This is a genomic window from Ruegeria sp. AP12 (assembly GCF_056540025.1).
Genome location: NZ_JBQFVZ010000001.1, coordinates 538,594 through 557,665, shown reverse-complemented (window position 1 = coordinate 557,665; position 19,072 = coordinate 538,594). Strand labels below are relative to the sequence as shown.

The following is a 19,072-nucleotide window of genomic DNA, read 5'->3' as shown; positions in this document are numbered from 1 at the left end:
CCAAAAATATCTCGGGGTTGAATTGGCCGCAGGCCAAGAAGGGGCTGGCCCCTTAACGCCAAACAAACAAGCAAAAGGGGGCCAGCAGGCCCCCTTTTTCAATTTGATCACCCAATCAGATCAATTCGGGATCAAATCCGGCACAATAGTCACAATCGCCGGGAAGGACCACAGGATCGCAATCCCCACCACCTGAATGATCACAAACGGCACCACGCCACGATAGATATGGCCCGTCGTCACCTCTTTCGGCGCAACCCCGCGCAGGTAGAATAGCGCGAACCCGAACGGCGGCGTCAGGAACGAGGTCTGCAGGTTCACCGCCACCATGATCGTCACCCATTTCGGATCAAACGACCCGCCATAGATCACCGGGCCCACGATGGGGATCACGATGTAGATGATCTCAAGGAAATCCAGCACAAAACCCAGAATGAACAGCACAAGCATCACGATCAGGAAGACCGTGAACTCGTTGTCAAAGCTCTTGAGGAATTGCTGGATATAGTGTTCGCCCCCGAAGGAAATCACCACAAGGTTCAGCAACTGCGAGCCGATCAGGATCGTGAACACCATCGAGGTTACTTTGGCCGTTTCCCGCACCACCGGGCTCAGAACCCCGCTCGAGAACAAGACCCAGCAGCCAAAGATCAGACCAAACAGAGCATAAAGGTATGCCGCATAAGCCAGAATAAACGCGATCCAGGTTTCGACCGGCACATTCCCCTGAGAGATGCGCAGATCGAAATTCACGCCCATCAGCAGGCAGATGATCACTGCAAAGGTTGACCAGATGATCACGCTGCCTGACCGCTCCTGATCCTGCAGCTTGCGATAGGCTGCCAGCATGATCGCACCACCCGCCCCCAGCGCCGCAGCGGGTGTGGGGTTTGTGATACCGCCCAGGATCGAACCCAGCACGGCGATGATCAGAACCAGCGGTGGGAACACCACCCGGATCAGATCGTTTGTCGCACAGCGTGCGGCGGCCTCTCTGCACCCGTAAATCGCGATGGCAAAGGGTATGGCAAGCAGAACAAAGGTCAGCCCGGATGAGGTCGTCGGTGCGATAAACAGAATATCGACCAGCAACATCAACAGCAGGCCAATCGCCCCCACGATCAAAGGCTGCGGCGAACGCGACGGGGCGATGCCCCGACCCAGAACCAGGGTCAGCGCCAGCAGAACAACGACGATCGCGACACCCGTGCCGATAGGCGCGGCGCTGGCGATCTTGGCCTCGCGCGCGGTGGCCAGTTCCTCTTCGCTCAGGCGTTCGGCGTTGGCGATGCCACCGGCGGCGTCGATCTCTTCCTGCTCGGCCACCGCCTGATCCCAGGCCGCTTGACCGTGCAGGTCGATCATCGACGCTTTACACTCTTCGGACACGTTCGTGCGCAGTGATGCGCCCTGCCCCACATCCGAGAAGGCCGAGACCGAGATATTCTGGCTGCCGATCACCCCGGCGCTGCCCAACAGGATCGCACCAATAATGATCGCAGCGGGCGCACCCAGCAACCATGTCAGACCTTCGGACCGCGTGATCGCCTCGCCCGAGCCGCCGGTCAGTTCTACTGCGGGGGCCTTGTCGGGGTTCAGCAGCGCGTAGCCAAAAGCATAAAGCGCATAGAGCAAGGCCAGCATGATCCCGGGCAGCAGCGCCGCCTGGAACAGGGTTCCGACCGAGACCACCGCAGGCTCGCCCAGATAGGTCAGCGCATCGGTACACCCGGCCTCAACCGCGCGGGTTTCCTGCGCGGTCGAATAAAGATCACCCGCCAGAGTCCCCAGAAGAACGATCACAATCGAGGGCGGAATAATCTGCCCCAGCGTCCCCGAGGCCGCGATGACACCGGTTGCCAATTCGGGCGAGTAGTTATTCCGCAACATGGTCGGCAGGGCCAGCAAGCCCATGGTCACCACGGTCGCTCCGACAATACCGGTCGAGGCGGCCAGAAACGCACCCACAACCACGATAGACACCGCCAGACCACCCGGCAACGGGCCGAACACACGGGCCATTGTGGTCAGCAGATCGTTTGCGATCTTCGAGCGTTCCAGTGTGATGCCCATCAGAACGAACATCAGCACGGCCAGCAGCGTCTCAATCGACTGACCGGCCAGAACACGTTCGTTCATGCGGTTCACGATGAAGGACACGTTGCGATCCAGCGCGGTTTCCCAGCCTGCAGGGAAAACCGGTTCTCCTATCCTCGGCAAGTCAGGGTATCGGAACACCGAGACCGAATCCGGTTTCACCCCCGTTGCGACCAGATCGCGGTACATTTGCGAGCTGGTATCGATTGCCTGATGGATCAGCAGCCCGGCGCTGTCCAGCGCGGCGATGATACCGAATGAGATAACCCCGGCCCCGCCGATGGCAAAGGCCACCGGGAACCCGGACAGGATACCTCCGAAGAGGCAGAAGAATACGATAATGAGGCCGATCTCGACGCCATCAAGTCCGAATAGCATTGTCTTGGTCTCCGTCCTTAATGTGCGCCTTCATAGGCTTCTTCACCCTCGCCAAGGCTGTCCTTGTCGAGGTATTTTCCGGCGCTTTCCGGGCCTTCCACGTATTCAAGATACGACCGCCACAGGAACGCGACCGCGTGCAGGAACACCATGCCCGCAAATAGAACGAGCAGGATTTTGAACAGGAAGTAGCCGTTGAACCCGTTGGGACTGAACCCGATGGTTTCCACGTTCCAGCGCAGGGCGCGTGACTTGGCCACGAGGCGATCCAGCGTGTCACTGGCCGATGGTTTCGGCACGATCAGGTGCCGCCACATAAAGTACCAGCCATACATCCATGTCAGCACTGCCATCGGCATCATGAACAGCACCGCGCCACACATATCGACCACGCGCTTGGCTCGGTGGCTGATACCCGCATAGATCAGGTCAACCCGCACATGCCCGCCCTGAACGAATGTATAGGTGCAGCACAGGCAAACGACCATGGCGTTATAAAGTTTGAGTTCTTCCGCGAACCAACTGATATCCTGACTAAAAGGGATACCCAGACCAAAAGACATATCGGGCCGCGCAAACACCCGTTGCATGAAGACGATTACGATCTGCTGGATCACCATCAGCAAACCCGCCCAGGCAAAGAAGCGCCCGGTTGTGTTCGCAAACCCTTCGAGGCCGCGCACCATGCCCCACATGAAGTTTCGGTAGTAGAGGCCAATGGCCGTCAGCACCAGAAACAGGGTGAAGACCACAAAGAAGAACTCGACCGAGCCGCCGTAATAGACAAAGCGCATGATCGCTTCTTTGTCGGACCAGTTCAGCCACAGCTGCGGATGCGTGACCGCATATCCGAAATTATAGAAGGCTTCGGCAATGTTCTGAATGAACCAGATCAGTCCATTCCACAGGGCGCCGAAAAACGAGATACCGTTATCGTCCTGCATGTTGTCCCCGGGTCGCGTCAGTTGCATCGCTGATTATAGCGGCATGATGGGTCCGCGCATATGCAACAGGAAAGGTTTCCCCACGCAGGCGGGGAAACCGTTTAGTCTGATGACTGGCGTTTAGCCGCGAACGCGGTCGCGCTGCGAGGTATAGACACCCGACGACAGGTTGTTCCACGCCGACGATGCTGCCATCGACTCCATGGCGCTGTCGTGGATTCGCTTGAACAGCTCGTCGCCCATGTTTTCGTCCAGAACCTCTTGGCTGGCCTGACCGAAGGCGTCCCAAACGGCATCCGGGAATTCCATGACCTTAACGCCGCCCGACTGCAGACGCTGCAGGGCTGCACCGTTATTGGCCAGGAACTGCGCCAGGTTCCACTGGTGCGCTTCGGCGGCTGCGATCTCGATGATCTTCTGTTGCGCCGGTGTCAGTTCGTCGAACACGTCGCGGTTGGTAGCCAGCGACAGACCCGCGCCCGGCTCGTGGAAGCCTGCGGTGTAGTAGGTCTTGGTGATTTCCTGGAAACCGGCCTTTTCGTCGGCCCACGGACCGATCCACTCGGTCCCGTCAATCGCGCCCGAGGACAGCGCCTGATACACTTCCGAACCCGGAATGTTCTGAACCGATGCACCCAGCTTGCCCAGCGCCTGTCCACCCAGACCCGGCATACGGAATTTCAGACCCTGGAAGTCTTCGGGGCCGTTGATCTCTTTCGAGTACCAGCCACCTGCCTGCGCGCCGGTGTTGCCAGCCAGGAAGGATTTCAGGCCGAAGATCGAGCCCAGCTCGTCATGCAGCTCCATGCCGCCATCGTGATAGTACCAGTTCACCAGTTCCTGCGCGGTCATGCCGAACGGAACAGCGGTGAAGAAGGCATAACCCGGATGCTGGCCCACAAAGTAGTAGTCCGCCGCGTGGTACATATCGGCCTGACCCGACGAAACGGCGTCAAACACTTCAAACGCGCCAACCAGCTCGCCCGCAGCTTTGATTTCAACGTTCAGGCTGCCGTCCGACATCGCGTTGATGCTGTCGGCGCAGCGCTGTGCGCTGTCGAACACGCCCGCAAGGCCACGGCCCCACGAGGTTACCATGGTCAGGGTCCGCTGACCCTGCGCATAGGCCGGAGCCGCCAGTGCCGTTGCCGCAGCAGCCGAGCCGCCCAGAGCGGATTTTTTCAGAAATGAACGACGATCCATATAAGTGTTCCTCCCCTTTATAGTCGTAACCCGGACAGTTCCGGGCCTGTCGCATTCAATAGGCCGGAGCGTAATGCCGAAGATGTGAAAGGGAATACCTACTACTGCGTAGAAAACCGGATTTCTGACCCTTTTTCGCGGGTTAATCCCTGTGAAACTCCAGCCCAATCGCGTCTTTTCAGCCCTTTTGAGCCCGAATTGTTCAATCTTTTTGCATTTTTGCCGCCGCTTGCGTATCGATTCGACCATGCAAAGACTTAGAAATCTGGTTTCGCTGACCTATGCGCAGAAACTGTCTTTGGTTGCGGCCATCCCTCTGGTCGTTGCCGTTGCCGCGATTGCCATATTGGTCGCCTATCAGGCCCGCGCCACCGCCGAGCGCGAGATCCAAGCGCTGGAGCGCAGCCTGATCCAGGCCAAGAAGGAAGAGTTGAAGAATTACGTCACCCAGGCACGCAACGGGTTTGCCTATATCTACGGTCGCGCCGAACCGGATGATGATGTCGCCAAAACCCTTGTCACTCAGATCCTGTCCGCCATGATCTACGGACAGGACGGGTTCTTTTTTGTCTACGATTACGATGGCACCAATCTGGTCAGCCCGCGCCAGACCCAATTCATCAACCGCAATTGGGAAGGGCTGACCGACAGTGACGGCACCCCGATTGTCGACGAATTCATCACTCTGGCCCGTCAGGGGGCCGGGTGGCACAGCTTCATGTGGCAAAAGCCCTCGACCGGGGAAGAGGCGCAGATGATCGCCTACGTGGTGGGTTTGCAGGATTGGCGTTGGGCCGTCGGCACCGGCGTCTTCATCGACGATATCGTGGCCACCGTCGCCAATGCCCGCGCCGAGGTCGAGGCGCGGGTTCAGCGCACCTTCATGTATATCGGCGGCATCGTTCTGGCTGCTGTGCTGATCGTCTTTGCCTCGGGCATGCTTCTGAATATCCGCGAGCGGCGGTTGGCCGATGCCAAGCTGAAGGAACTGACTCAGCGCGTCTTTGATGCGCAGGAAGAAGAACGTGGCCGGGTGGCGCGTGAATTGCATGACGGTATCAGCCAGATCCTCGTCGGCGTGCGCTACGCTTTGGACAATGCCCGCCGCCGCCTGTCGCGCGGCGATGATGCGGGCGCTCAGGACCCGCTGGACAAGGGCATCGATCACCTCGGGACTGCCATTACCGAGGTCCGGCGCATCAGCCGCGACCTGCGCCCCGGCGTGCTGGACGATTTGGGCCTCGGCCCTGCATTGAAGGCCCTGACCGATGATTTCCGCGACCGCACCGGAATCGAGACCGAGTTCTCGACCGTCGTGTTCCGCAACCGGCTGGACCATGACAGCAAGATCGCCCTCTACCGTATTGCGCAAGAGGCGCTGACCAATATCGAACGCCACGCGGATGCAACCCGTGTTACAATCGATCTGCGTGGCCACAAGAAGGGCGCGACCATGCGGATCACCGATAACGGGCGCGGGTTGCGGACGGAACCGGGCCAGATCACCACCGGGATCGGGCTGCGCAATATGCAGGAACGCATCGAACAGCTTGACGGATCGCTGCGTATTCTGTCATCACGCGGCCCGCGCGGGGGCACGGCGATCGAGGCCAGCCTGCCGCTCAGCCGCCTGCTGCCGCCGCAGGAAGACGCAACCCCGAACCGAAAGGCCGGTACATGACAATCCGAGTTCTCATCGTCGACGATCACCCGATGGTGGCCGAAGGCATCCAGTCGATCCTGGAAAGCTATGATGAGATCGAGGTGGTCGGCACATTGGGCAGCGGTCAGGCGGCGGTGGATCAGGCGGTCGGGCTGGCCCCCGACGTGATCCTGATGGATCTGAACATGCCCGGCCTTGGCGGCCTGAGCGCGACCGAGATCATCCTCGAACGCCTGCCCGAAACGCGCATCCTGATCCTGTCGATGCATGACAGCCCCGAATATATCTCGACCGCACTAAGCCACGGGGCCAAGGGGTATATCCTCAAAGACGTCCCCACCGATGAGATCAAACAGGCCATCGACGCCGTGATGCAGGGTCAGCAATACCTGTGCACCGGCGCAAGCGGATCGCTGAAACCCAAGGGCGACAGCACGCGCGAGGCATTGACGGGCCGCGAACAGACCATTCTGCTGGAACTGGCGCAGGGCAAATCGAACAAAGAGGTCGCGCTGGCGCTGGATATCTCGGTCCGCACCGTTGAAACCCACCGCAAGAACATCAAACGCAAGCTGGGCATCTCGTCTACGGCAGGCCTGACCCGTTATGCTCTGGAACACGGTGTCTTGCAGGGCACCGGCGTCGGCTACTGACGCAGCCGCAGCGCGGCACGCGCTGCCTGGCCCAACCAGAGGAGATGCGCCGCAGGCGCTGCGACGATGGACGGGAGGCTTACTCCCTTGGCCGAATATCCTCGCCAAAAAAGATCAGCGTTCCGTCCTCATCGATGACGTGGAATTCCCGTTGCAAATACGGCTGGTCAAACGGTGGACGCACGCGCCCCTCGGGCAGGTCGCTTAGCCCGTCTTTCAGGCTGTCATACAGCGCGTCAATGTCCTGAACGTCGATATAATAGGACTGATTGTCCCCCAAGGGTTTGCCATCTTCGCGTGGCGGGCATTCCAACAGCCGAATGGCAATCGGGCCGTTCTTCAAAAAGGCGTAATTGTCCTGCCTGAAGTTGCATTCAAATCCCAGCCGCGTGCAGTAGAACGCGATCTGCGCGTCCAGTGACGCGCACAGAACAAATGGCGTGAGTTGCAGGATGTTGGACATTCCGGCCTCCGCAAGAAACAGCACCATCCTACACGCTGGGCCGTATCAATCCAGCAGCTGATCTTTGCGCGTTCCTTCCCGTTCGTAATGGTGCGGCAGAACGCGGCCATATAGCTGTCGCGTCCGCTCGATCCCGCCGCACATCCCCTCGGCCTCGACAAAGGAAAAAATCCCCACATAGCGACGCCGCGCCCCGGAAACCGGCGCAACCCGGTGCAGTGAATACCGCCCCTTGAATATCTGCAGGTCGCCCGGTTGAAGTTCCAGCTGACAGACACGGGACATATCGCCATCCAGAACCGAGGCCACCGCATTGAAATTCTCATCCTCTGCGGTGCGGAGGTTCGGCGCATACTCAAACGCCCCGCCCTGTTCCCCGTTCTGGATGGCAAGAGTGACGGTGAAATTGTTGGTGTCGAAATGCCAGGGAAAACCCTGCCCCTCTTCCACTACATTGATAATCACATCCGCCAGCGGGTCGTCATAACGAAAGAACCTGTCCTCGGGTTCATCCAATGCGACGCGTATGAACGGCAGGAACCCGTCAAACTCGTAAATCCGGCGCAGCGGGCTGGATTTCGGGAAGTTGTCAGCCGGGACAAACGCGTTTGACCGATCATAAAAGCGCCGGATCGGGTGGCCGATGCCAAACCGGGGGTCGTCTTTGGTGAAATAGGCGTTGGTGCGATTGAACGAGCGATGCGCCTGCGGCGCGACGGCGTCCGCCTCCTGCACCAGCAGATTTAACCCGTCCTGATGCACGAACCCCGGCAAAACGGCGCATCCATCCTGCTCTAACTCGCGCTGAATGTCGCCGATCATCCGGTCATAGGCATGAGACCCCGGACAGTCTATCGGATAGCGCCCCAAATCCACCAGATCGTGCAGCATGATGAGCCTCGCAGTTGGTTCCGTCCCCCACAGCGTGGCGCAGACACAACCGCCAATCATGCCCGTTTCGGACATTCCATTGACGCATTCCGACCAGTTCAAATTCCGTTCAACCGGCGGTTTTCCACCACAAATTGCCGGAAGTTCCCAGCATGCGGCAATCTGCGCAACAAAATGTCGCAAAATCAGGTCCTCAGGATAGAAAATTGGTGCAATTGCCTGTTGACGCCCCTGCGCGCCGACCATAATGTCCCTGCACGCAAAGAAGGAGCCTCTGGCGATGAGAACGCTAGTCGTAATCGTAGGAACCACGCGCATGGGCCGGTAACGGTAAACCATAATCGAACCCATGCGCCTCCGAAAAAATCGGGGGCTTTTTTTATGCGAAACGCAAGACACATGTCGCGAACGGAGCAAAGCAGATGACACGTGAGATGACCGGCGCAAAGATGGTGGTTCAGGCCCTCAAGGATCAGGGCGTGGACACGGTATTCGGATACCCCGGCGGCGCCGTGCTACCGATCTATGATGAGATTTTTCTGCAAAACGACATTCGCCACATTCTGGTGCGCCACGAACAGGGCGCGGTGCACGCCGCCGAAGGCTATGCGCGCTCGACCGGCAAGCCGGGCGTTGCGCTGGTGACATCCGGCCCCGGCGCGACCAACGCGGTGACCGGCCTGACCGACGCGCTGCTGGACTCGATCCCGATTGTGGTTCTGACCGGGCAGGTTCCGACCTTCATGATCGGCTCGGACGCGTTTCAGGAGGCCGACACCGTTGGCATTACCCGCCCCTGCACCAAGCATAACTGGCTGGTGAAGGATACGGATTCCCTGTCCGCAACCATTCACGAAGCCTTTCACGTCGCCAAATCCGGCCGTCCCGGCCCGGTGTTGATCGACATCCCGAAGGACGTGCAGTTTGCAAGCGGTGAATACAACGCGCCGAAGCCGTCGACATCGCATTACCAGCCGGCTCTGAAAGGCGATCTGGAAGAGATCACCGAACTGGTTGCCGCAATGGAAACCGCCAAGAAGCCGGTTTTCTACACTGGCGGCGGCGTCATCAACTCCGGCCCCGCAGCCAGCCAATTGCTGCGCGAGCTGGTGGACGCGACCGGCTTCCCCATCACCTCGACCCTTATGGGTCTGGGGGCGTATCCGGCGTCGGGCGAAAACTGGCTGGGCATGCTGGGCATGCACGGGCTGTATGAAGCCAACATGGCGATGCATGACTGCGATCTGATGATCAATATAGGCGCGCGGTTCGATGACCGGATCACAGGGCGCATCGATGCGTTCTCGCCCAATTCGAAGAAGGCGCATGTGGATATCGATCCCTCGTCCATCAACAAGGTGATCCGCGTGGACATCCCGATTGTCGGCGACGTGGCCCATGTGTTGGAAGACATCCTGAAGGTCTGGAAGTCGCGCGGGCGCAAGACCGATGCGGCCTCGGTCAAGCAATGGCAGGCTCAGATCTCGGATTGGCGCAAGGTGAATTGCCTGGCCTTTACTGCCAGCGAAAAGACCATCAAACCGCAGCACGCGCTGCAGCGGCTGGAAGAGCTGACCAAGAAACACGACCGCTACATCACCACCGAAGTGGGCCAGCACCAGATGTGGGCCGCGCAGTACCTCGGGTTCGAAGATCCGAACCGCTGGATGACATCCGGTGGTCTGGGCACGATGGGCTATGGCTTCCCGGCTTCGATTGGCGTGCAGATGGCGCACCCGGATGCGTTGGTGATCAACGTTGCGGGCGAGGCGTCATGGCTGATGAACATGCAGGAAATGGGCACCGCCGTTCAGTACCGCCTGCCGGTCAAGCAGTTCATCCTGAACAATGAACGTCTGGGCATGGTGCGCCAGTGGCAGGAACTGCTGCATGGCGAGCGGTATTCACATTCCTGGTCCGAGGCCCTGCCCGATTTCGTAAAACTCGCCGAGGCGTTTGGGGCGAAAGGCATCCTGTGTTCCGACCCCGCCGATCTGGACGATGCGATCATGGAGATGATCACCTATGACGGCCCGGTGATCTTCGACTGTCTGGTCGAAAAGCACGAAAACTGCTTCCCCATGATCCCGTCGGGCAAGGCCCATAACGAAATGCTGCTGGGCGAGGCCGAGACACAGGGCGTGATCGACTCCAAAGGCTCGGTTCTGGTCTGACGCATTTGAAGATTTCAGTCGGACGCCTCGCGCGTCCGGCCACAGATGGATGATGAAAGGGACATAAATGTCTGCCCTACATATCAAAAAAGGCTCCACCCGCCACTCGGCCTATAACCTACGGCCTACGTTTTCGGACGTTCAGGAACGCCACACCATCGCGGTTCTGGTCGAGAACGAACCCGGTGTTCTGGCCCGCGTGATCGGCTTGTTCTCGGGCCGTGGTTACAACATCGAAAGCCTGACTGTGGCCGAGGTGGATCACACCGGCCACCTGAGCCGGATCACCATTGTCACCGCCGGAACCCCGCAGGTGATCGAGCAGATCAAGGCGCAACTTGGCCGTATTGTGCCAGTCCATGACGTGCATGACCTGACGGTCGAGGGCCCCTCGGTCGAGCGTGAACTGGCCATCATCAAGGTGGTGGGCGAAGGCGACAAACGGGTCGAGGCGCTGCGGCTGGCCGATATCTTCCGCGCCAATGTGGTCGACAGCACGCTCAATTCGTTCATCTTCGAGATCACCGGTGCGCCGGACAAGATCGACGCCTTTGCCGATCTGATGCGCCCCCTGGGATTGATCGAGATTGCCCGCACTGGCGTCGCCGCCTTGCTGCGCGGCGACTAAAAAACCAACGCTCTGCCCCGGTTCACCGGTTGAAACCGGGGCAAGGACAGGCCTGACGTGCCAATATGCTGCGCCTGACAGCCTCTGATTGAGTTTATGTGCGTTAATTTTGTCATAACGCCGCCCTCTCTCGGATAAACATCAAACAAATTGGAATAAAGCCTATTGCCTTTGGCTTACGGCGCGTTAGCCTCGTGGCCGCAACGCGACGTGGGGATACGTTGCTTGGGGTCATCTTTACGATTGCTGATATGCGTACGGTTATCCGGACGCCGCTATCATGTTTTTGCAGGGAATTGGTAACGCCGGGGACAGACATGACCGACGACATTCGCAGCCCTGCTGAGCTTCGCGCCATGTTCGGTTCGAATCTCAGACAGCTTGCGCGACAGCATCCGTCTGTCTCGGCCCTGTGTCGGAAACTTGGGATCAACCGGACCCAGTTCAACCGCTATCTGGCAGGTGAAAGTTTTCCCCGCCCCGACGTGCTGGATCGCATCTGCCGGTTCTTCGACATTGATGCCCGAATTGTTCTGGAACCGCTGAACGACATCCCCAAGTCCGAGGGCCACCCGGCCAGTTCTGTCCTGACCCAGTTTCTTGGCTCCGGGTCCGAACCCAGCGCCGCGACCCCCTTTCCATCCGGCTTCTATGCAGTTGTCGAAAGCCAGCCCCTTACGCCGCAAGTGTCGATGCTGTACGCAACCCGTTTGCCGCAATGCACGTTGGTCCGCGGATACACACCGCGCGGCCTGATGCCTGGCGCACCACCAAAAGCCCGCGAGATTCAGGGCATCGCCGCCAGTTCCGGGGATCACGTCTCGATCCTGACATCCCAACGCGGCGGGGCAAACAGCAAGATCTACGTCATCACCCCCGATGCAGATCACTGGCGCGGCACGGTGATCCGGCCTTCTACGGCGCAGGAGCCCAAACCGGTCATGTTGCAGCATCTTGGCCAGAACGCCGGTGCCGTGTTCCACACGGCCCGGCAATCCATGAAATCCAGCACGTTGTCCGCGCCGGGTGGGCTGGCTGTCAGCTAGCGATCTCGGCCTTGTCGGCTTGCGCGATTTCTCGATACAGGTGCCAGCTTGCGTGCCCCAACAGTGGCAGGACAATCAGCAGGCCCAGAAACCACGGAATCATGGCGACAAATGTCAGCACGGCAATGAACGCCCCCCATGCAAGCATCACGGCCTTATTTTCGGAAACATACATAAAGCTGGCAATCATGGCGGTGACAAAATCCAGCTCGCGATCCAGCAGCATCGGAATCGACAGAACGGAAATCATGTAAAGAAGCGTCGCAAACACAGCGCCAACAACGGTGCCGACGGCCAGCATCGTCAATCCGTTCAGCGTCAGAAATACCTCGATCGACGTGGACACGTTCGTCATGGTCGACAGCCCCATGAACAGGGCAAAGATCATGTGACCCAGAAAGAACCAGAACAGAAACACCACCACAATAATGGCGCAGATCGAAGGCAATTGACGGCGGCTTTGCTGTATCACCACCCCGAAAATCGCCTTCATATCAAGTGGTTCACCCCGTTCCAACCGGTGCGAGACCTCATACAACCCAACCGCTGCAAAAGGTCCAAGCAACGGAAAACTGATGGCAGCCAGAACCAGCCAAAAGGTTGTGCCTGTTTGCACCGTCACCCAGGCCATCGCCCACCCGGCCAGAACATAGAACCCGGCAAATATCAGACCAAACACCGGCGCGCGGCGATAATCGGCCCAGGCCTGTCGCAAAGCGCTGCGCAACATCGCGGTGTTGACCGCTTGCATCTGTGGAACGCCAAAAGGCTTCTCCATCTCGTTTCCTCCCTCCCTGCCCGGCGCTATGGCATTGCCGGTCTTCTTTTTGGCCAATCGGTTGCGGCGTGATAGGCCGCCCCCAGTGACAACAATCGCGCGTCCGACCCGCGCGGCCCGAACAGTTGCAAGCCCATCGGCAGCCCCTGCGCCCCAAAGCCGGCTGGAACCGCCAGACAGGGCAAGCCAATCAGGCTGACCGGCACCGTCACGTGCATCCAGCGGTGATAAGTGTCCATTGCACGCCCGGCAATCTCGGTCGGATACGGTGTCTCAACCGCAAAGGGCCAGACCTGCGCGGCAGGCAGGATCAGCGCGTCATAGCTTCGAAACACCTCCGCCGCCGTCCGGAACCATTCGGACCGCACCACGCTCGCCTGATGAACCTGCATGGCGGTCAGCGCCAGGCCCCGGTCCAACTCCCACTGCGCGCTGTCCTTCAAGGCCGACCGTTGCCCGGACAAGGGCTCCAGACCGGTAGCCACCGACCAGGATCGCAGAGTGATCCAGCTGTCCCACATCTGTTCGGCATCAAAGGGCGGCGGCACATGCGTGACCTCAGCCCCCAGGTCTTCAAAGACCCGTGTGGCCACTTGGCAGAGGTCCAGAACCCCCTCCTCCATCGGAAACGCCCCACCCCAGTCGCCCAGCCACCCAATCCGAACGCCGCTCAGATCGGCGGGTCCCACCGGTGAGACCGGTGCGCTTGAAGCAGCCAGAGGCAGGCGCGGATCGGGGCCCGAGATCACATCCAACAACAGGCCCAGATCCTCCGGGCTGCGCGCCATCGGTCCCAAAGTCGACAACTGATGCAAAAACCCATCGCCAACCGGGTCCGACGGCACCCGATCCCAGCTGGGCCGAAAGCCATACACATTGTTCCACGCTGCCGGGTTGCGCAAACTGCCCATCATGTCCGAACCATCGGCCAGCGCCACCATCCCCGTCGCCAAGGCCACCGCCGCCCCGCCCGAGGACCCGCCGCAGGTGCGCGCGGCGTCATATGGGTTCCGCGTCGCCCCATAGACCGGATTGAACGTATGCGAGCCCAACCCGAATTCCGGCGTATTGGTCTTGCCAATCAGGATCGCTCCCGCCGCACGCATCCGCGCCGCAATCAGATCATCCGTGTCAGGCACAAACCCATCGAACAAAGGCGACCCCTGTGATGAAACGACGCCCGCCACATTGACCAAATCCTTCACTGCGATCGGCACCCCGTGCAGCGGTCCGCGAATGGGCCCTTCATCCATCGCCTGCGCCTCGGCCAACAACGCATCTTCGTCCCGCAAGGCGACAATGGCATTCACCACGCCATTCACCTGCCCGATCCGCTCCAGCGTCGCGCGCATCACCTCGACCGCTGTCACCCGCCTGTGCGACAGGTCAGAAATCAGCGTCCGCGCGGAATGGTCTGAGAGGTTCATATGGGCTCCGGCAGCAATGCAACTCACGTCACAATCAGCCTAGCCGGGCCGCAAGATCAATAAAACCCACTGTTTAAATACATCTTTCCCGGGTCAGCCTGTGCCGCCCGGATCCCCTTCATCTGGCTAAAAATATCTCGGGGGAGTCGCGGCTTGCCGCGGCGGGGGCAGAGCCCCCGACCCACTTAGTCGCCCTGCGCCTCGGACCGGCTTTTGCCCGCCACGTTCAACGCAAGCGTCGCCGCCATGAACCCGTCCAAATCCCCGTCCAACACACCTTTGGTGTCCGAGGTCTCATGGTTTGTCCGCAGGTCTTTCACCATCTGATAGGGCTGCAAGACGTAAGACCGGATCTGGTTGCCCCATCCCGCATCGCCCTTCGCCTCATGCGCCGCGTTGATGTCGGCATTCCGGCGGTCCAGCTCTTGCTGATACAGCCGCGATTTCAGCGCCTTCATGGCAATGTCGCGGTTCTGGTGCTGCGATTTCTCGGAACTCGTCACAACAATCCCGGTCGGAATGTGCGTGATCCGCACCGCCGAGTCGGTGGTGTTCACGTGCTGACCACCCGCACCCGAGGACCGATAGGTATCAATCCGAATATCGGCTGGGTTCACCTCGATCTCGATATTGTCGTCCACCACCGGATAAACCCAGACCGAGCTGAACGAGGTATGCCGCTTTGCCGCCGAGTCATAAGGCGAAATCCGCACCAGCCGGTGCACGCCACTTTCCGATTTCAGCCAGCCATAGGCGTTATGGCCGGAAATTTTGTAGGCGGCAGATTTGATCCCCGCCTCTTCGCCCGCCGTCTCGGACTGCAACTCGACAGTATAACCTTTCTTTTCGGCCCATCGCACATACATCCGCGCCAGCATCGAGGCCCAGTCGCAGCTTTCCGTCCCACCCGCGCCCGAGTTGATCTCGAGGAAGGTGTCGTTGCTGTCGGCCTCGCCATCCAGCAGCGCCTCAAGCTCTTTCTTCGCCGCCTTGGCCCCGAGCGCCTTGATGGCCGCTTCGGCGTCCTGAACAACCTCTTCGTCCTCTTCCATCTCGCCCAGTTCGATCAGCTCGATATTGTCGCTGAGATCGGTTTTGATGGTCTCATAGGTCTCAATCGCATCGACCAGCATCTGACGCTCGCGCATAAGTTTCTGCGCGTTTTCGGGGCTGTCCCACAGGTTGGGATCCTCGACGCGCGCGTTGAATTCCTCAAGCCGGTGCGGTGCGGTTTCATAGTCCATGCGCTGCGCCAACAGCTCCAGCGACTTTTCGATTTCCGCCACGATATTCTGGGTTTCGGCGCGCATGGTCTTGTCCCAACTTGCTCAATCAGGCCTGCGTGATAGCAAGAGGTGAAGGCCACCACAAGACAGGCAAGAAGTGAATGCAGGCCCCATCGCAAGAGATTCTGGATCGCTGGCAACTGACCATGGTCAGCCCCGTCGCCGAAACCGGTGCCGCGCGGGTGTGGAAGGTGCGCGATGCGAGCGGCGCAGATGCCGCGCTGAAATTCTATCTCCGCGCCGATCGGGGCAACGAAGCCTGTGGGGCCGATCTGTTGAGAGCATGGCAAGACCGGGGTGCCGTTACAATCCTGCGAGAAACCGAAACGGCGATTTTGATGGAATGGCTCGAGGGCCCAACCCTCGGTGACATAGCCCGGCAAGGCGCGGTGATTGAGGCTCTGAACGCGCTGGCAGAAACTGCCACAAGGTTACACGCATCGCCACAACCAACACTGCAAGGGCTGCGCCCGCTTGCCGACGTCATGACACCCCTCTTTCAATACAGGTTCGCCCCGGAATGCCCAACGCCCCTGACGCAGGACATGACGCGCGCCATCGCTCTGGCCAAGCATCTGTTGGAAACCCAACCAACATCCCAGCCGCTGCATGGCGACCTGCACCCGGACAACGTCATCCTGACAGACAGCGGCCCACGTGTGTTTGATGCCAAAGGGTATCTGGGCGATCCCGCATTTGAACTGGCAAATGCAATCCGTCACCCGAAAGGAATGCCGGATTTGGTGCGCCAGTCAAAGCAGATCGAACGCTGCCTGACGCTCTATGCCGATGCTCTTGGTGTTTCGCGCGAACGGCTTGCCCAATGGGCGGCAGCCAAATGCGCCATGTCGATCTTCTGGAGGTCAAACGGCCTCGTCACAAGGGATGACGAGGCCGATCTTTTGCACTCATTTCTCAGGGCTGCGGATCAGTAAAGCCCGCCCGTCGTCACGTCGCCTTGCGTGGCCTTTGGCCCAACCGTAACCGTCTGACCGGTCGAGGTCTGCACCTGAACGCCTGCGCGCTGAACCTCTTCGAACAGCGGCAGGTCCGAGCCGATAGCAAAGCCACCGTCATAAATCCGGTCGATGAAGCCATCGACGCCATCCCGGAAATACTCGGCCACCACATAGTCGCCCGTTGCATCCGCAGGCAGGCGCGCACCGCTAAAGCGGTCGATCTTGATGAAATGGCCACCTTCGGGCACTTCGAACGGGCCGCCACCGTATTTCTCAACGGCCTTTTCCATGAAGCTCTGGAAGACCGGGCCGCACATTGTGCCGCCATAGGCCCCCCGGCCCATCGGACGCGGACGGTCATAACCAATATAGCAACCGGCTACGATGTTCGAGGTGAAGCCGATGAACCACGCGTCCTTCGACTCGTTGGTCGTTCCGGTTTTGCCCGCCGTTGGAACCGGCAGGTTCACATAGCGCGACGCAGTGCCACGATCCACAACGCCCTTCATCATGGACGTCAGCTGATACGCGGTGATCGCATCCATGACCTGAGAGCGGTTGGTCTCGATAGTGGGTGACTCGTCCGGCTCCAGCCAGCTCGAGTTGCAATCCAGACATTGCCGGTCGTCATGGCGATAGATCGTCTTGCCGAAGCGGTCCTGAATACGGTCGACCAGAGTGGGCTCGACCCGTTCACCGCCATTGGCGAACATCGCGTAGGCGGCAACCATTTTGTAGAGCGTGGTTTCCTCGGACCCCAAGGAGTTGGCCAGAAACGCGCCCATCCGGTCATAGACCCCAAAGCGTTCCGCGTATCCGGCGACAACGGGCATCGTGACCTCTTGCGCCAGACGGATGGTCATCAGGTTCCGAGATTGTTCAATCCCCGTGCGCAGCGGCGTCGGGCCGTAAAATTTGTTCGACGAGTTCTTGGGTCGCCACAGGCCCTGCGGCGTGTTCACCTCAATCGGGGCGTCCACGACGATGGTTGCCGGGCTGTAGCCACTGTCCAGCGCTGCAGCATAAACGAAGGGCTTAAAGGACGATCCCGGCTGACGCTGCGCCTGTGTGGCGCGGTTGAACACCGTATCCTGATACGAGAACCCGCCCTGCATCGCCAGAACACGGCCCGAGTTCACATCCATCGCGACAAAACCGCCCTGCACTTCGGGCACCTGACGGGCGGACCATTGGCCCTCTTCCCCGGCCATGACAAGGATCACGTCGCCGCGTTTGAAATTGTCGAAGAAGTTGCCCTGCATCCATTTGATGTCAGATCGCGGGATTGTGCCATCGGACGGGCCATCCTCGATCCCGACCGTCAACTGCTGTTCGGCCACGTCCATCACAACCGCCGGGTACCATTGGGTCGGCAGCACCACGTCGCGGGGGATTTCCATCAGCGCAAGCGCCTGACGCCACTGCGCCTCGTCCGCCAATTGTTCTTCTGGGATCACCTCGCCGGTTCCGCGCCATTTGCCGCGCGACAGGTCGTATTTCTGCAACGCTTCACGCAACGCGCGGGCGGCTTCGACCTGCATCTCTTCGTCAACCGAGGCGCGGACGGTGAAGCCGCCGGTAAAGAATTCACCCTCACCAAAATCCTCGCTCAGCTGGCGGCGGATTTCATCGGTGAAATAGTCGCGCGGCGGCAGCGCGGTACGGAAACTTTCGAAATCTCCGTTTTGAACCGAGCGCAGAGGCATTTCGACCTCGACCTCATAGGTCGCCTGATCGATATAGCCGTTCTGGTTCATCTCGCGCAGCACATAGTTGCGGCGGGCCAGCAGGCGTTCCTTTTGGCGAACCGGGTGATAGTCAGACGGTGCTTTGGGCATCGCGGCCAGCATCGCGGCCTCATGCGGGGCCAGTTCCTGCAGCGTCTTGTTGAAATAGGTCTGCGCCGCAGCGGTCACGCCGTAGGAGTTCTGACCCAGAAAGATCTCGTTCATATAAAGTTCGAGGATCTGTTCCTTGTCCAGCGTATCCTCAAGCCGGGTGGCGAGGATGATTTCCTTGATCTTGCGCTCGGCCCGACGGTCGCCGGACAGCAGGAAGTTCTTCATCACCTGCTGCGTGATGGTCGACGCCCCGCGCACGGTCTCACCCTTCGTGCGCACCGCCTCAACCCCTGCCGCGATGATTCCGCGCGGATCATAGCCCTGGTGGCTGTAAAAGTTCTTATCTTCCGCCGAAATAAAGGCCTGTTTTACCAGATCGGGAATTTCCTCGGACGGGGTGAACAAACGACGTTCCTGCGCGAATTCGTCGATCAACTGGCCTTCGCCCGAGTAAATCCGGCTGATCGTCGGGGGCTTGTATTGGGCCAGCGATTCATGGCTGGGCAGATCGCGGCCATACATCCAGAATACCGCGCCGATCACCAGCGCGGTCATGAAAATACCCAAAGTCACGAGGCTGAAGATCGCCCCGAAAATCGAAAGAATGAACCGGATCACGTTACTGCCTTTTTCTCGCGCTG

The 19,072-nt window shown here is 59.6% G+C and carries 15 protein-coding genes; 6 read left to right on the top strand and 9 right to left on the bottom strand.

The genetic code is table 11. From position 1 onward, the window contains the following. Nucleotides 1–120: 120 nt before the first annotated feature. The 3 genes from ACR0E6_RS02795 to ACR0E6_RS02785 all read right to left on the bottom strand — a co-directional run bounded on the left by ACR0E6_RS02795 (nucleotide 121) and on the right by ACR0E6_RS02785 (nucleotide 4,622). Nucleotides 121–2,475 carry a TRAP transporter large permease subunit gene (locus ACR0E6_RS02795; protein WP_170519245.1) on the bottom strand — a complete coding sequence of 785 codons (2,355 nt, stop codon included), beginning with the start codon at nucleotides 2,473–2,475 and terminating at the stop codon, nucleotides 121–123. Between the two features lie 17 nt (nucleotides 2,476–2,492). Further along, nucleotides 2,493–3,419, bottom strand: a complete 927-nt coding sequence (locus ACR0E6_RS02790) for a TRAP transporter small permease subunit (RefSeq protein WP_170450012.1) — start codon at nucleotides 3,417–3,419, stop codon at nucleotides 2,493–2,495. A gap of 120 nt (nucleotides 3,420–3,539) precedes the next feature. Next, nucleotides 3,540–4,622: a TRAP transporter substrate-binding protein DctP gene (locus ACR0E6_RS02785; RefSeq protein WP_170450010.1), complete on the bottom strand. Its 1,083-nt coding sequence runs from the start codon at nucleotides 4,620–4,622 to the stop codon at nucleotides 3,540–3,542. A 247-nt stretch (nucleotides 4,623–4,869) separates the two neighbouring features. On the opposite strand from ACR0E6_RS02785, the gene ACR0E6_RS02780 reads away from it, so the two are divergent. Together ACR0E6_RS02780 and ACR0E6_RS02775 are read left to right on the top strand one after the other, a co-directional pair. Then, on the top strand, nucleotides 4,870–6,303 hold the full coding sequence (locus ACR0E6_RS02780) for a cache domain-containing protein (RefSeq protein WP_170450008.1): 1,434 nt from the start codon (nucleotides 4,870–4,872) through the stop codon (nucleotides 6,301–6,303). Further along, nucleotides 6,300–6,938 carry a response regulator transcription factor gene (locus ACR0E6_RS02775; protein ID WP_170450005.1) on the top strand — a complete coding sequence of 213 codons (639 nt, stop codon included), beginning with the start codon at nucleotides 6,300–6,302 and terminating at the stop codon, nucleotides 6,936–6,938. The genes ACR0E6_RS02780 and ACR0E6_RS02775 overlap by 4 nt, the downstream gene beginning before the upstream one ends. A gap of 79 nt (nucleotides 6,939–7,017) precedes the next feature. On the opposite strand, the gene ACR0E6_RS02770 is transcribed toward ACR0E6_RS02775, so the two are convergent. After that, a complete protein-coding gene (locus ACR0E6_RS02770) occupies nucleotides 7,018–7,401 on the bottom strand; it encodes a bleomycin resistance protein (RefSeq protein ID WP_170450003.1) in 384 nt (127 codons plus the stop codon). Between the two features lie 45 nt (nucleotides 7,402–7,446). Beyond that, nucleotides 7,447–8,292: a HalD/BesD family halogenase gene (locus tag ACR0E6_RS02765; protein WP_170453007.1), complete on the bottom strand. Its 846-nt coding sequence runs from the start codon at nucleotides 8,290–8,292 to the stop codon at nucleotides 7,447–7,449. A gap of 422 nt (nucleotides 8,293–8,714) precedes the next feature. Here ACR0E6_RS02765 and ACR0E6_RS02760 point away from each other — a divergent pair, with 422 nt between their 5' ends. The 3 genes from ACR0E6_RS02760 (at nucleotide 8,715) to ACR0E6_RS02750 (ending at nucleotide 12,140) form a co-directional block, all read left to right on the top strand. Next, on the top strand, nucleotides 8,715–10,466 hold the full coding sequence (locus ACR0E6_RS02760; protein ID WP_480580771.1) for an acetolactate synthase 3 large subunit: 1,752 nt from the start codon (nucleotides 8,715–8,717) through the stop codon (nucleotides 10,464–10,466). Nucleotides 10,467–10,533: 67 nt separating this feature from the next. Further along, nucleotides 10,534–11,094 carry an acetolactate synthase small subunit gene (gene ilvN, locus ACR0E6_RS02755; protein ID WP_170449999.1) on the top strand — a complete coding sequence of 187 codons (561 nt, stop codon included), beginning with the start codon at nucleotides 10,534–10,536 and terminating at the stop codon, nucleotides 11,092–11,094. A gap of 317 nt (nucleotides 11,095–11,411) precedes the next feature. Next, nucleotides 11,412–12,140, top strand: a complete 729-nt coding sequence (locus tag ACR0E6_RS02750; protein WP_480580769.1) for a helix-turn-helix domain-containing protein — start codon at nucleotides 11,412–11,414, stop codon at nucleotides 12,138–12,140. Here ACR0E6_RS02750 and ACR0E6_RS02745 read toward each other — a convergent pair. The 3 genes from ACR0E6_RS02745 to prfB all read right to left on the bottom strand — a co-directional run bounded on the left by ACR0E6_RS02745 (nucleotide 12,133) and on the right by prfB (nucleotide 15,655). Continuing rightward, nucleotides 12,133–12,918, bottom strand: coding sequence for a DUF2189 domain-containing protein (locus ACR0E6_RS02745; RefSeq protein WP_480580767.1), 786 nt, complete (start codon nucleotides 12,916–12,918; stop codon nucleotides 12,133–12,135). The genes ACR0E6_RS02750 and ACR0E6_RS02745 overlap by 8 nt on opposite strands. 26 nt (nucleotides 12,919–12,944) lie before the next feature. Beyond that, nucleotides 12,945–14,345, bottom strand: coding sequence for an amidase (locus tag ACR0E6_RS02740; RefSeq protein ID WP_480580765.1), 1,401 nt, complete (start codon nucleotides 14,343–14,345; stop codon nucleotides 12,945–12,947). Nucleotides 14,346–14,530: 185 nt separating this feature from the next. Then, the gene (gene prfB / locus ACR0E6_RS02735; protein ID WP_170628925.1) at nucleotides 14,531–15,655 is read right to left on the bottom strand and encodes a peptide chain release factor 2; all 1,125 of its coding nucleotides are present in this window, start codon (nucleotides 15,653–15,655) and stop codon (nucleotides 14,531–14,533) included. A 77-nt stretch (nucleotides 15,656–15,732) separates the two neighbouring features. Between prfB and ACR0E6_RS02730 the strand changes: the two genes are divergently transcribed. Continuing rightward, nucleotides 15,733–16,566: an aminoglycoside phosphotransferase family protein gene (locus ACR0E6_RS02730; RefSeq protein ID WP_480580763.1), complete on the top strand. Its 834-nt coding sequence runs from the start codon at nucleotides 15,733–15,735 to the stop codon at nucleotides 16,564–16,566. On the opposite strand, the gene ACR0E6_RS02725 is transcribed toward ACR0E6_RS02730, so the two are convergent. Then, nucleotides 16,560–19,049 (bottom strand): PBP1A family penicillin-binding protein, encoded by a 2,490-nt coding sequence (locus ACR0E6_RS02725; RefSeq protein ID WP_170449988.1) that lies wholly within the window; start codon nucleotides 19,047–19,049, stop codon nucleotides 16,560–16,562. The two genes, ACR0E6_RS02730 and ACR0E6_RS02725, sit on opposite strands and share 7 nt — an antisense overlap. Nucleotides 19,050–19,072 lie beyond the last annotated feature (23 nt).

Bases quoted from the DNA above. Each gene is read 5' to 3' on its own strand.
- ACR0E6_RS02795 (WP_170519245.1), bottom strand. From the start codon at position 2,475: ATGCTATTCGGACTTGATGGCGTCGAGATCGGCCTCATTATCGTATTC.
- ACR0E6_RS02790 (WP_170450012.1), bottom strand. From the start codon at position 3,419: ATGCAGGACGATAACGGTATCTCGTTTTTCGGCGCCCTGTGGAATGGA.
- ACR0E6_RS02785 (WP_170450010.1), bottom strand. From the start codon at position 4,622: ATGGATCGTCGTTCATTTCTGAAAAAATCCGCTCTGGGCGGCTCGGCT.
- ACR0E6_RS02780 (WP_170450008.1), top strand. From the start codon at position 4,870: ATGCAAAGACTTAGAAATCTGGTTTCGCTGACCTATGCGCAGAAACTG.
- ACR0E6_RS02775 (WP_170450005.1), top strand. From the start codon at position 6,300: ATGACAATCCGAGTTCTCATCGTCGACGATCACCCGATGGTGGCCGAA.
- ACR0E6_RS02770 (WP_170450003.1), bottom strand. From the start codon at position 7,401: ATGTCCAACATCCTGCAACTCACGCCATTTGTTCTGTGCGCGTCACTG.
- ACR0E6_RS02765 (WP_170453007.1), bottom strand. From the start codon at position 8,292: ATGCTGCACGATCTGGTGGATTTGGGGCGCTATCCGATAGACTGTCCG.
- ACR0E6_RS02760 (WP_480580771.1), top strand. From the start codon at position 8,715: ATGACACGTGAGATGACCGGCGCAAAGATGGTGGTTCAGGCCCTCAAG.
- ilvN (WP_170449999.1), top strand. From the start codon at position 10,534: ATGTCTGCCCTACATATCAAAAAAGGCTCCACCCGCCACTCGGCCTAT.
- ACR0E6_RS02750 (WP_480580769.1), top strand. From the start codon at position 11,412: ATGACCGACGACATTCGCAGCCCTGCTGAGCTTCGCGCCATGTTCGGT.
- ACR0E6_RS02745 (WP_480580767.1), bottom strand. From the start codon at position 12,918: ATGGAGAAGCCTTTTGGCGTTCCACAGATGCAAGCGGTCAACACCGCG.
- ACR0E6_RS02740 (WP_480580765.1), bottom strand. From the start codon at position 14,345: ATGAACCTCTCAGACCATTCCGCGCGGACGCTGATTTCTGACCTGTCG.
- prfB (WP_170628925.1), bottom strand. From the start codon at position 15,655: ATGCGCGCCGAAACCCAGAATATCGTGGCGGAAATCGAAAAGTCGCTG.
- ACR0E6_RS02730 (WP_480580763.1), top strand. From the start codon at position 15,733: ATGCAGGCCCCATCGCAAGAGATTCTGGATCGCTGGCAACTGACCATG.